The organism is Halobacillus sp. BBL2006 (genome assembly GCF_000786645.1).
GTDB lineage: Bacteria > Bacillota > Bacilli > Bacillales > Halobacillaceae > Halobacillus.
In genome coordinates this window covers 1-13133 of record NZ_JRNX01000226.1, presented here as the reverse complement: position 1 = coordinate 13133, position 13133 = coordinate 1, and the positions used below count along the sequence as shown (strand labels likewise).

Genomic DNA, 13133 nt, shown 5'->3' with positions numbered 1-13133 from the left:
CTCAAGAGTTTATAAACTCTTGAGAGGCTTTTAAATTTAGTTTTAAAAATCAGTCAATATCCAGTCAAACTGTTCTCCTACCCTATGATGAAAGGGTTTTGGGGGCTATCACATCATGCCGCCCATGGTTTCCTTAATTATAATAGCATTAAATAGCGTACAATTTCCTTAACAAGGCAACTGTTATTAGTCTTTAATCCATTTCTTTAATAGTAAGGAGATATTCTCAAATGAGTAGTATTATGTCAATGAGTATGTCATTTCCTAGTCAATAACACTTACCAATATATATAAAAAATTTGCACCAGGTTTTTAGCTCATAATAATAATCTCATCCTCATCTAACCAATTTTCTTCCAATAAATGAGTTTTGATTAATTCTGATTTGTCTGAATAAGCAACTATAGCCAAGCTTTCTTGCGCACGACTACAGGTTACATAGAACAACCTTCTTGTTCTCTCGACAGAGGAGTCCTTTCCCTCTGCTTCATTTCTTAGGTCTGTAGCAGTCTTTTTCTTGGCACCAAAAAGCTTTTCATAACTAAACATAAATCCTCGCGATTCCTCGTCATCAATTACTACCATAATACGAGGATATTCAAGTCCCTTGACGCCTTGATGTGTTTCAAATTTTGCATCTCCTTTTATATATGTGTCATAAGCCTCTATTTGACTAAATGGGATCTTAATAAAATCTTTCCAAGCATCTAGTTCATCACTAAATTTATCTTTACCATCAGGTTGACTAATCTCTTCTTCAATTAATAGCTTGAATTTTTCCGGGATAGTGAATAAACCTGAATTATAAATTGATTGAATAACCTCTTCAATAATAGGTTCTTTATCGTTTGTCCAAAGAGAGAGAAGGTCTTCAACACCTTGTTTAGCTAACTTGAGATTTTCAACTTGATTTTCTTTGTTATTAAAGTGTTTTCTATCTAACAATGGAGAGTACTTGTTCACTATCTTAGTAACAGTGTAATCATCCTGTAGTATGTTTGATCGAATAATAGGTAGAATTCTTTTTGTAAAAAGAGATAACTCAGGTAAATTTCCATCTAATACTCCGTTCTGTAGACCCTTTACGCTATAGAGAGTTTGAAATAAATCTGAAAATCCTAGTCTGTTTGCTGCCATATGATGTTCTAGTATTAAAGTTTTATAATCAAAAGCATCACAACTCCACGATCCATCTTTTGTAAGCTCTGACATTATTCTTGCAACTTCTTCTTCCATTAACTCCTTGCTACTATCACTGGGACATAAGAACATTCGTACAATCCCTTTATTATTATTTTCTCCTGGAACTTGATCTTGATTATCTACTGGCTCTCGAATTTTATTAATTAACTTAATTATTCTAGTTGGACAACGGTGATTTATTTCTTTTACGGGTGTAATCCAATCATCAGGAAGATTCGAACCTAAATCATGCTTTCCGTCACTATAAATACGTTGCATTGTATCACCGAATAATCCCAAAGAAAAACTTCCTTTATGTTTTTCTTGCATTTCAAATAAAGCCTCTATTAGATATTTACTAGTATCTTGGCTTTCATCAATAAGAAGAACTGGGTATTTATTCTTTAAAATCTTCTGCATTAAAGCATTTTCCATCAAAAATTGTTGGCCAATTTTTATAACTTCAGAATGGTTTATTGAGTTAAACCTTTGATTATCCCCATCAGGGCTGTAAATAAATTGATTTGTATTGGTAACATGCTCTAGACGTCTTTCTTTACTACTAATCTCTGCTTTAAGCTTTTCTGGATTTCTTATTCTACCCTTTTGCAATTTATCACTTAGTTCTTGAAGGTTATTACTTAACGAATTAATCAGCCACTTTTTTATATCTATTTGAAATGGCTTAATAATGCCCCAGATAAAACTATGAATAGTTGAGACATAAAATAAAGGATCATATTGGAGTCTTCTTTCAATCTCATCACGCGCGGCGTTAGTGTATGTAATTACAGCCACTTTACGCCCTTGTATTCTAAATGAATTGCCATAATGGAATTTGAATTGATCCAGCACTTGAACTAAAGACCTTGTTTTTCCAGATCCAGCCCCTGCAAATAGGAAAAAACTTTTTAGATTATCAGGGTCAAGACAATTCATTATTTGATTGTTAACAGAAGCTTCATATTCTTGAATATTCAATTCATTATGCGACCTTTTCATTTTATTACCTCATATTCTTTTTCACTAATAGATAAATGCTCATTTCTAAAAGAAACTTTTTCTTCTAACCATTTCAGCCCTTCAGTGATATAACCAGGTGTTTTAATTCTTTCAAAGTCGTCTGAATAGATTATATCTAATGCAAACTCTGCTTTCTTAGGAGTTTCTCTTAAGGAATTGAAAAATTTTTCACTTAATAGCTTATTGTCTGTTTTACCATTTAAAGAATCAATTGATTCTTTAAATTTCCTTAATAAACCTATCCCTTCATTGTTTTGAAAAAAATCTATATTTTCAAATGCTAAAGCATCTTCAAAGGTTGTTGCTAAAGCTTCCTGACCTGAACATTCCATAGGTGTTTGATAAGCTACCCTGATAAATTGACCATTGTTTTCAAGCACTTTTTTGTCACTATCTAAATTTAAAAGATCATCAATTTTAGTAAGTTTAGGCAGCCAATTTTTCAAGGTGTAATTATCTGTCAAGTAACCCTTGTTTCTTTCGGGGTAAATTGCTTTCTTACTAATCGGGCTTATACAATCTAGATCAGTAATAATCAAGCAATGAATACCTAATTTTTCTATTAAGGACTGCAATCTGTGAGCATGACTTCCCCCGATTTCTAAAATTGATATATAACTTTCATACAACTGATTAGAATCATTTTCTATAAATTGAGGTACTAGCATCCTTTCTGCTGGCCCTTCTACAAGAATAACAGCGTCAGCAAAGAATAAGTCACAATGAACTGACTTAATATAACGTGTGACAAACCTGTTAGTAGCTTCGTTTCTTCCAAAAACCTCTGATAAATTTTCTACTGTTGAGATAGGTATTGAAGATTTGTGACTTACCTGCTTTTTAAAATATCGTAATGAAGAAAACTCAGTTTCATGAGCTATATGACTAGAGTGAGTACTAACAACCATTTGAGTAGTAAAATTTCTAGATGTACCTAAATCTTTATGCGATCTTAAAACCTCATAAGCTTTTCTAATGAACACTTGTTGAACTTGCGCATGTAAATGTGCTTCAGGTTCTTCTATAAAAACTAAATGTAAAGGTGGGGTAATATAATCTTCTTTACTACTACTTTGTTCCTTTGCTACTTTACCTACTTGCATCCAATCATCCCTGAAACTCATAAGCTTAAATACCATGGAAATTAAGTTTTGATACCCTAATCCATTGTGACTTTCAGGAAGCCTCATTGGTATATTACTATCCGCATTAGATGAACTTAGCAAATCATATTGAACAGCAGATTTATGATCTAAATTATTCATTGGTTTAACCTGGGTAGATATAGTAATTTTAGGATTTGAGAAGCCAGGGTAACCTAAGGTTTCTAATTCCTGTATAGCATCTTTAAAATCTTCTTTTAGCTTTAAATCAAAAACTCTTTGAGCATTATGAATTGCCTCTAGAGCCCCAATGTCAGAGGCATCTGGTAACTTTTCAGGGTTTAAATGAGTATTATAGTATGTCCTTAATTGTGAAGATAAAGATTTTCCTCCACTAGCATAATTATTGTCATCGTCTAAATAAGGACTTTTATTATCTGGATCCGTAAACCCTCTTTGAGCAGATATGTAGTCAATACGTATTAATCCAGTTAAAGGGTTACCATCAGTTGGTTCAATTTCCGGTCCTAATATTTGAGGAGTTGTATGTTCAGTAGACAATTTATTAGAATCAAGTGTATAGGATCTGATTACAAAATACTTAAGTAAATTCTCTTCCAGAAAACTTCGCATATTCTGTGGTGATAGTTCGAATAGATCTGAATCAGGGCCTTTATTTTCTCTATTTTGAATAGCCTCTTTAGCTGCCATTCTCGCAGAAGTATAACCCTTAAATAATGATTTTAAGTCTTTAGGTTCAAGTCTTATCCGTACTCCTACATAACCACTATCCCAATTTAGTGATGGTATTAGATGTGTTACATGGTGCAATTCGTTTTCTTCAACTTTTAGCCACAAATCTAATGATGGTAAAAATTCCTCCCAATCATCAATACTTAACGTTGGTCCTGATTTATCTTCCACACCTTCCTCCCATCTGTCCCCTATTTTGTTTATTTCTATCCAATTAGAAAGTGTGAAATCAGTAGTTGAAAAACTCCTTTGAAGGCCTTTTATTAAAAACTTTTTCAATGCATCCATTGCAGTAGTTTTCCCGCTATTGTTAGCTCCCACTAAAACAGTTTTCTCATCTGCAAACTCAATTCGACAAGACTTTAGTTTTCTGAAATTCTGTATATCTACGTATTTTATTTGCAAAGTTCTCCCTCTTTCCTTAATTAGAAAATTATGGATTCTTAATACAAAATTCGATAAACATACAAAATATCCTCTGATAACACACTAATTTATACAAAAATAGCTTGAACAAAAATTGGTTCAAGCTTGATTTATGGTGGAACGCCGCCCATTCACTGTATTAAATAAATAATAGAATATAAGACGTAAAAACCCATATATAATCGGTGTTCCAACTTTACGTTATTAGTATGAGGTTAAATAAAATAGCAGCATTAATAAAGAAAATCCAGTCAAATGTACCACCTCTAACAGGCGACAAAATGACCGATAACTTAGAAGGTTGTTGGAGTACATATGATTAGGATAAATGTGGTTAGAACACCTTCTTTAGTATTTAAACTGATGAATACAAATAACAAATGAGGAAATAAAAATGAGATTCTCCCCCCATAGAGGATATGATTTTAATAATTCGAGTTTCTTCTATCATTTATACATCTTAAAAGATTGTCAGGTAATATATATTTTAAGCATATCAATTAATCTAGGATTAGATCCTAGATTTACCCTCGTTACTGAAAGCAGCTAAGTTCCCAAGCAAATTAAAAAAGCCTGTAGAAAAACGAAAAAGGTTTATCTACAAGCCAATATCTTCACTAATTCAATAGATAATCACTACTCTTTTACACCGCCGCCACTCATACCTTTTACTAGATACTTCTGAAAGATGATCGCTATCACTACTGGCGGGATGGAGGCAACTACTCCGCCTGCTGCAGTCATCCCATAGTCGGTCAAATGACGGCCGCTGAACTCAGCAATCGCTACAGAAATTGTTTTGGCATCCAGACTTGAAGTAAAGAGTAATGCATAAAAGAATTCTTCCCATGACATCAAAAATGCTAATATCCCTGTGGCAATAAAACCTGGTCTTGCAATCGGGACAATCACATGCCATAAAAGTTGAAATCTATTACACCCGTCAATGGCAGCAGCTTCTTCAAAGTCCTTACTAATTGAACCAAAGTAGCTTTGCATAATCCAAATGACAAACGGGATGATAAATGTGGCATTTAATAAGACTAATGACATTTTGGAATCCAGCATATTCAAGCTACTTAACATCAAGTATAGCGGCAGCACAATTACTACTGGTGGAATCATATAAGTAAATAAGAATAGATAAATTAAATTTTGACGGAATTTAAACTTCAGCCGGGCAAAGGCATAAGCAGCTACGCCACCACATACAAGTGCGAGCAAGGTTACTAAGCCTGCTACCTGAAGGGTATTAAACATGGCAACCCGAAACGTATAAGCCATCTCATTCTTATTACTTATTAATATATCCAAGTATCTCTGCCAGGTAATCGTATCAGGAATCCAGTCCAATGGAACCTGCCTCAATTCTTCTGATACCGATATACTTGTTATGAACATCCAAACGAATGGTCCTAAGGTAAAGAGCGTAATAAGCAAGGCGAATATGTATTGTAACGTTTTGAATCCTTTGCTTCGTTGCATATTAAGTCTCCTTTCGCTTTAACACTTTGATATATGCAACCGTCAACAAGACAATGAGTAAAGCGATTAAATACGAATAAGTCGCTCCACTTGAGTAATTAAGGTTTTCAAAAACTTCCGTATATGCCTGGTAACCTAATACCATGGTGCCATTCGCCGGGCCACCTCTGGTCAACACATAAATCAAATCAAACACTTTAAATGTTTCCATCGTACGCATAACGACAATGACTAATATCATCGGTTTTAAATAAGGCAGTGTAATATGAAAAAAACGCTTCAACAAACCAGCACCATCTACAACTGATGCTTCATAGACTGATTTATTCGTTAATTTTAATGCGGACAGCATAAATATCACTACGAGTGGCGTCATTTTCCAAACGTCCGCTATTATAACCATATTCATTGCCTGCAATGGAGTTCCTAACCATGATTTATACTCATCAATGATACTTAACTGCATCAATAAAGCATTTAGCGCGCCATATTCCGGATGATAAATCCATTTCCACATCGAGCTGCTGACAATATTGGGTACAGCCCACGGAACGATGATAATAGCGATCAGGAAGCTTTTACCACGAAAGTTTTCATTTAACAAAAGTGCTATTGTTATACCAAGAATCAGCTCAAGAGCGATAGATACTAGTGAGAAATAAGCTGTACGGCCGACTGTTTTCCAAAAGTATTCATCACCTAATATGGTTGCATAATTAGCTAGTCCAATGAATTCGCCTGTCCCCCCAAGAGAAAGGTTCATATCTTGGAAAGTATAAATAAAAGTACGTACTAAAGGGTAAACCACAATTCCGAATACAATAAGAAGTGCGGGTAATATGATAATCCAGGCAAACTTCTGTTCAGACAATTCTTTCTTCATTATTTCCCTCCCCTTTTCAGACCAGGCGATGGTTAATTTTATCTATCATTTCTTATACAAAATAATGGTAGAGTCTCCTGTACATTCATATACAGGAGACTTACCGGAACTTTTACTTAATAATATCTTCTGCCTTCTCTTGTAAGTTGGATAATCCTGCATCCACGGAGTCGACTCCTGTTAAGATTTCTTGTACTTCTACCTGAATACTTTGGGAGAAATCTCCGTATGCTGGGATCTTCGGACGACTTTTCATATAATCGAATTGTTTACTGGCCACTTTTATCATTTCTTCATTATTCTTCAGAACTTCTTCGTCCTCATACAGGGACTTCCAGATTGGTAAGGTAATATCAACATTTTTCTTTTGTACTTTTTTTGAAGTAAGGAACTGGATATACTTCCAAGCAGCTTCCGGATTGTCACTGCCGGAAGTGATACCTAACCCTTCACCGCCATAGACCGTTGAACTTCTTACCTCATCACTTCCAGGCACGAGTGTAACGCCAAGCTGATCAGAAATATCTGACTTTTTCACTTCGTTATACATGAAGGACCAATTCAGACCAAAAGCTGCTTGTTCATTAATGAAAGTATCAAGAACATCCTGTTCCAGGTACTCGGTGGAATTAGGGTTTGATATGCCGTTCTCTAGACTGGAAGCCATGAAAGTGGTTCCTTCTGTAATTCCTTCACTGGTAAATTGCGGGTTTTGATTTTCGATAATATCGCCGCCATACCCCCCTGTGACAGCTACAAAATCACAAACTAATGCTTCACTCTGACTCCAGCTCCACACCGCAGGGTGTTCCACAATTCCTTGTTCCTTCAGTGCTTTCGACTGTTCCTCTAATTCCGCCCATGTTTCAGGAGGAGAATCGAATCCTGCTTCTTTCAACATCGCTTTGTTGTAAAACAAAAATTTAGTATCGTTTTTCCATGGCATCGCATACATGTCACCGTTGAAACTCATACCTTCTATAAATGAATCAAAAATATCCTTTTTATCTTCTTCCGGTAATTCTTCTGGGATTTTTTGCAATATCTGTGCATTCGCGAATTGTGCTACCCATGGCTGATCCACAATCGTGACATCATAGTCACCAGATTTAGCAGAAGTAAGTACTTTTTGTTTTAAAGAGTTATAAGCTACAAACTCAACATTAACATCAATATCTGGATTTTCTTCTTCAAACTTTTTAGTAATGTCTTCAATTGCTCCTTCCGTTCCCGATCCACTAGGCATAATCACATCAACAGTAGCGCTTTCCTCACCATTACCACTAGACCCAGCGTCAGAAGAACAGCCGGTAATGACCAAAGACATCATAATCGCCAAAACAGTCAATAACGTTTTGATTTTCATATTCATTTAGCCTCCCAATATTAATCTTATTTTGTGCTAAACTATCCAGCTTACCTATTGTCACGAACAAACTTTCCTGCCTTTGAATCTACAATCAGCTCACTATTCTTTCTTGCTTTCAGTAAACTCGCTGGGATTTCTGAAGTGGCTTCCGTACGGACAGTTCTTTCTACAATGCCTGCTTTTTCATCGCCACTGGCTATTAATAGAATTTTGTTCGAAGCTAAGATTGTTTTCATGCCAAGTGTAATACCTTGGGAAACCTCAATAGGCTCTTCAAAGTATTTGCCGGAGACCTTCTGTGTTACAGAATTCAGGGAAACTACATGAACCTCTTTATCCATCGGTACATCCGGTTCATTAAATCCAACATGTCCATTTAACCCAATACCAAGCAGGGTGAAGTCTAAACCTCCCCTTTGGTGAAGCTCATAGACAATTCGTTTGCATTCTTTGTTCAGATCATCAGCCTTCCCATCAAAGAAAAGGATATTTTCTTCTGGGATATTCACAGGTTTATATAGGTATTGATCTAATGTTTGTCTGCAGCTGCCTTTTACATCACCGTTTATACCCGCCCATTCATCGAGACTGACAAAGGTAATGCCACTAAGATCGAGACTTAACTCCTTTACTTTTTGTGAGAAAACCTGGTAAGTTCCGATAGGCGTATTCCCAGCAGCTAAGCAAATAGTAGCTGTAGGGTTTTGTTTTACATAAGAAATGATGCGTGCAGCGGCTAGTTCAGACAACTGTCGATAATCCTCAACTACAGTTAGATTATTGAAAAGCTTTACCTCCTTCCTACGTTTTGTTCCACATTTTCAAACTGGGGCAAATAGTCCTGATGAGCTTCTAAATAGTCATCCAGAATAGATTTAGCAACATTGCTGGACGGTACCAACGGGTGAACAGTTAGTGCCCTTAAAGCTTGTGTATAGTCTCCGTTTACAGCTGCTTCCACCGTCAGTCTTTCGTACGTTTTCACAGGTTTGATTAAAGACATCGCTTCATCAGGGACTTTCCCAACGTTTAGGGGGAAATAACCATTCTTATTAACCAGGCATTGTACTTCTACGACATCATCATCTTTCAAACCAGCAATTGTTCCATTGTTAGGAACATTCAGGGTAAGCACTTGCTCTTTGTTGTTGACAATGCTTTTCATAATATTAAGAGCCAGTCCTTCGTAACCTTCTTCTTCAAATGTGATTTCCACTTCTTCTTCCTGTTCATAGACATTGTGGACCTCCCCTGTAGTCTCTCGTGACATATAAGTTGAGGCTCTAGCATCTAATGTGTTTTTATAATCCTCAATGGCTTCTTTTGTCTGCCCTTTATTCACATAGTCGGTCAATCTACTAAAGAGAGGCCGGTTCAATTTAATAATCTGTTCTCCCCGGGTTTCGTTCACCTTTAAAATGTTTTTCACAGATTCGGTTTGATAATAAAAATAATATAAGTATTCATTAGGAAGCATTCTCATATTCCGGACCAGCGTCGGGTCAAAGAAGTTAAAGATATGAGAGATACGGGCAAGCTTTTCATAGTCTGCCAGTATTTCAGGGAGCTTGTCCTCTCCATCTACATAAACGGAAGGCACCCACCCCAAGTGATTTAGTCCAAAATAACTCGCTTGCAGTTCTGTATGAGGTACTTTGAGATACTTTCCTAAAGCATTTTTAATGCCTGCATGTGCATCACAAATTCCGATCACCTTATCATGGTGGCCATATGTATTTAATGCTTGAGCAATCAACCCGGCAGGATTAGTAAAATTGAGTAGCCATGCATTTGGAGCTAGTTCATTGATGATTTTGGTATACTCCAGCATGACAGGTATAGTACGGAGGGCCATTGCAAATCCTCCCGGCCCGGTGGTTTCCTGACCAATCACCCCATACTTCAGTGCTACACGTTCATCCACACTTCGGGATTCCTCTTGCCCTACTCGAATCGCAGAATAGATGAAATCCGCCTCTGTAACCGCTTTCTTAATATCCGTAGTAATCGTTAACTCGAATGGTTTTTCATTCTCTTCCACTAAATACTTGGACAATTCTCCCATGACGGATAAACGTTCTTCATCTTTATCGAATAAGACCACTTCGTCTATAGCTACATCCTTGTGTGAAAATAAACCTTCTATCAATAATGGGGTCCGCATCCCTGCTCCCCCTAATATGGTTAGTTTCATTTAGCTCCCTCCATTTACTTGTTGTTTTCTAATAACTCCCTGGTGACTCTATCCCAAGTCGGGCTATGCTCTGCTCCACCTAACCCTTCGACAGAACAGGCCCCACAAAAGTTACCGATACGAATAGCTTCTGGAAAGCTGAAACCTTTTAGTATCGCGGCAATAACCCCTGCTATAAATACATCTCCAGCTCCTGTTGTATCTACTGGTGTTTTTCCCTCGGCAGGAATAAGAATCACCTTGTCTTCCTCTCGTATTAGTGCTCCCTTGCTTCCTACCTTTACGATGATATTATTTTCAGGATTCAACCGTTGGAGCTCTTCCACAGCCCTTTCCGTGTTGTCTTCCTTTGTGATCACTTTAGCTTCCTTCATGTTTGGAGTGAAAAAATCTCCCATCCTTATGATGTCTTTCAGCTGACTGTCTTGTAACCAGGACTCATTCCATCCAACATCGAGTGAGACTTTTATCGCTTTCCTTTTAGCTACTTCTATGATCGATACAGCTTCTGGCCTAGCTTCGGTATGTATAACTTTGGCATCTACTCTCTCGATGACTGAACGAACATAACTTTCAAAACTGAAATTATGGATTGAATCTTCGTAAGAAATAAAGGATCGATCCCCACCATAATTCAACGCTACAGACAAAGTACGTAATGGTTGGTCCAACCTATGCATGTATTCCGTATTAACCCCTTCTGATTCCAGTTTGTTAAGAATGAAATGGCTTAAAAAATCATTCCCTATGGGGGCTGCTATAGCCACTTTCATTCCTAAACGAGCGAGCGCAACCGCAGCATTATAGGAGGCGCCACACGTAAATGCAAAGTCGTCACAATATAGCTCCTCACCAGGTTGAGGAACATTCTCTATTTCGGGGAAAATTACATCAACCGATACATTACCGGTAACTAGTACATCAAAAGCTACCATTCTACCCCTCTTCCACTTATTATTTGTTACTACAAATTCGAATGATAAAGTTGCTTTTTAATCAAACATCTCTTAATATATAACTATTCTACTTACACTCAAAATGTTGTTGTAACATATTTTATATGTTGTTATAACAATACATTTCATTCGTCTATTCGTCAAGTTTTTTATTGGAATTTTCTAATAATTTATTGATATAAGTAAGAATAAAGTACAGCCATGGAGGTGAGAAAAGTGCTGAAAAACAATACAGGAAGGTCGTTATACCACAGTATTAAAGACAATTTACTTGAATTAATAAAAAATGGCACTTACGAAGTCGGAAGTCAGCTTCCTACTGAATCTGCTTTAGGGAAAGAATTTGGAGTGAGCAGGACAACCATAAGATTAGCACTGCAACAACTCGAGGCAGAGGGGTTGATCTATAAGGTCCAAGGGAAGGGCACATTTGTAGCACAGCCAAGAATCAACGAACATATTACTCCAAATATTAAAAGCTTTTCTGAACAAATGAAAGAAGCAGGTATGACCTCCTATTCCAAAGTGCTAAGTTTGGATTTAATCCCTGCTACCTTATTTCTAGCTCATGCACTTGATTTAGAAACTAATGATCCTGTCATAAAGTTAGTAAGACTTCGCTATGCGAATGATATCCCTTATCAGCATTCTACTTCCTATATTCCTTGGAAGATTGCACCCGGACTGCTACAGGAAGATTATTCGCATTCTCTTTTTAATCTCTTAAAAACTAAATATAATATTGAAATATTAAAGTCGGTGGAGTCTATTCAACCGGTGCTACCAGAGATAAAGGAAAGCGAATTATTGGATATCCCTGAAAATACTCCCTCTATCCGATTGGAATCCTATACTTACTCTAAGGAAAATGTACCGATTGAGTATTCAACTACCATCGTGCGAGGGGACTTCGCCAATTTTGTTACCGTGAGATATTACAATAAATAACCATATGTCTGAAACTAACTTACCCCAGTTCCTTCTGATTCTGAAGAAACTGGGGTAACTATATTATTATTCGGAAATATATTTTGGCTCAGCACTTTTCTGATCGGCACCAGTCCGCATAATCACCTTTTCAATCACTTCATCTAATGCCTGTTTACTAGGTTTTAAGATTTCCATAGGAGCATATAAATCTTCATTTTCTGTTAGTACTTTTCTTAGTGCATCAGACCAGGCAATGTTTAACTCCGTATTGTAATTAATCTTTGCGTGCCCATAGGAGATGGCTTTTTGCAAATCAGTATTAGAGATTCCAGAGGCTCCATGCAGAACAAATGGAACATCGGTAGATTGACGTAAACTGGCCATCTCCTCAAAACCTAAATTCGGCACTCCTTTATATTTTCCGTGGACGGACCCTAAAGCCGGTGCGAGGCTGTCAATTCCCGCCTCTTTAGCGAGCTGAATACATTCGTTCTGATCAGCATAGATCAAATCACTATAGACCCCATCTTCTGTACCTCCGACACTTCCTACTTCAGCTTCCACCGTAACACCTTGGCGGTGGGCATAGGCTACTACTTCCCTGGTTTTCTTCACATTTTCCTCGATCGGGAGTTTAGAGCCATCGTACATAACTGAATCGTAACCGGCATCCACTGCTTCTTTACAACGTTCAACCGTTTGACCATGGTCTAAATGCAGTACAGCTGGAACAGTAACACCTAAATCTTTTTTCATAATGGCAAAGACTTGGGCAAGCAGCTCAAATCCACCTAGTTGGTCCACGATTTTATCTGTTGTGCCCACAATT

10 protein-coding genes are annotated in these 13133 nt (G+C 37.0%); 1 reads left to right on the top strand and 9 read right to left on the bottom strand.

Annotation, left to right across the window (positions count from 1 at the left end; translation table 11 throughout):
- Positions 1 to 312: 312 nt before the first annotated feature.
- The 8 genes from LD39_RS07720 to LD39_RS07685 form a co-directional block, all read right to left on the bottom strand.
- On the bottom strand, positions 313 to 2184 hold the full coding sequence (locus tag LD39_RS07720) for a UvrD-helicase domain-containing protein (RefSeq protein WP_052158773.1): 1872 nt from the start codon (positions 2182 to 2184) through the stop codon (positions 313 to 315).
- On the bottom strand, positions 2181 to 4466 hold the full coding sequence (locus LD39_RS07715; protein WP_035544811.1) for an AAA family ATPase: 2286 nt from the start codon (positions 4464 to 4466) through the stop codon (positions 2181 to 2183). The genes LD39_RS07720 and LD39_RS07715 overlap by 4 nt, the downstream gene beginning before the upstream one ends.
- Positions 4467 to 5123: 657 nt before the next feature.
- Positions 5124 to 5972, bottom strand: a complete 849-nt coding sequence (locus LD39_RS07710; protein WP_035544808.1) for a carbohydrate ABC transporter permease — start codon at positions 5970 to 5972, stop codon at positions 5124 to 5126.
- A 1-nt stretch (position 5973) separates the two neighbouring features.
- Positions 5974 to 6855: a carbohydrate ABC transporter permease gene (locus LD39_RS07705; RefSeq protein ID WP_052158772.1), complete on the bottom strand. Its 882-nt coding sequence runs from the start codon at positions 6853 to 6855 to the stop codon at positions 5974 to 5976.
- A gap of 112 nt (positions 6856 to 6967) precedes the next feature.
- On the bottom strand, positions 6968 to 8221 hold the full coding sequence (locus LD39_RS07700; protein WP_035544805.1) for an extracellular solute-binding protein: 1254 nt from the start codon (positions 8219 to 8221) through the stop codon (positions 6968 to 6970).
- Between the two features lie 50 nt (positions 8222 to 8271).
- A complete protein-coding gene (locus LD39_RS07695) occupies positions 8272 to 8973 on the bottom strand; it encodes a glucosamine-6-phosphate deaminase (RefSeq protein WP_035544804.1) in 702 nt (233 codons plus the stop codon).
- Positions 8974 to 9014: 41 nt separating this feature from the next.
- The gene (locus LD39_RS07690; protein WP_035544802.1) at positions 9015 to 10418 is read right to left on the bottom strand and encodes a 6-phospho-beta-glucosidase; all 1404 of its coding nucleotides are present in this window, start codon (positions 10416 to 10418) and stop codon (positions 9015 to 9017) included.
- A 14-nt stretch (positions 10419 to 10432) separates the two neighbouring features.
- Positions 10433 to 11353 (bottom strand): carbohydrate kinase family protein, encoded by a 921-nt coding sequence (locus LD39_RS07685; protein ID WP_035544800.1) that lies wholly within the window; start codon positions 11351 to 11353, stop codon positions 10433 to 10435.
- 237 nt (positions 11354 to 11590) lie between these two features.
- Here LD39_RS07685 and LD39_RS07680 point away from each other — a divergent pair, with 237 nt between their 5' ends.
- Entirely contained in the window at positions 11591 to 12322 is a 732-nt protein-coding gene (locus LD39_RS07680; RefSeq protein WP_035544797.1) for a GntR family transcriptional regulator, read from the top strand.
- Positions 12323 to 12388: 66 nt separating this feature from the next.
- Here LD39_RS07680 and LD39_RS07675 read toward each other — a convergent pair.
- Positions 12389 to 13133, bottom strand: a 745-nt coding sequence (locus LD39_RS07675) for a ketose-bisphosphate aldolase (protein WP_035544795.1), incomplete at its 5' end; no start/stop codon positions are given.

Excerpts from the sequence above, each read along its gene's own strand:
- LD39_RS07720 (WP_052158773.1), bottom strand. The coding sequence starts at position 2,184 with ATGAAAAGGTCGCATAATGAATTGAATATTCAAGAATATGAAGCTTCT.
- LD39_RS07710 (WP_035544808.1), bottom strand. The coding sequence starts at position 5,972 with ATGCAACGAAGCAAAGGATTCAAAACGTTACAATACATATTCGCCTTG.
- LD39_RS07705 (WP_052158772.1), bottom strand. The coding sequence starts at position 6,855 with ATGAAGAAAGAATTGTCTGAACAGAAGTTTGCCTGGATTATCATATTA.
- LD39_RS07700 (WP_035544805.1), bottom strand. The coding sequence starts at position 8,221 with ATGAAAATCAAAACGTTATTGACTGTTTTGGCGATTATGATGTCTTTG.
- LD39_RS07690 (WP_035544802.1), bottom strand. The coding sequence starts at position 10,418 with ATGAAACTAACCATATTAGGGGGAGCAGGGATGCGGACCCCATTATTG.
- LD39_RS07685 (WP_035544800.1), bottom strand. The coding sequence starts at position 11,353 with ATGGTAGCTTTTGATGTACTAGTTACCGGTAATGTATCGGTTGATGTA.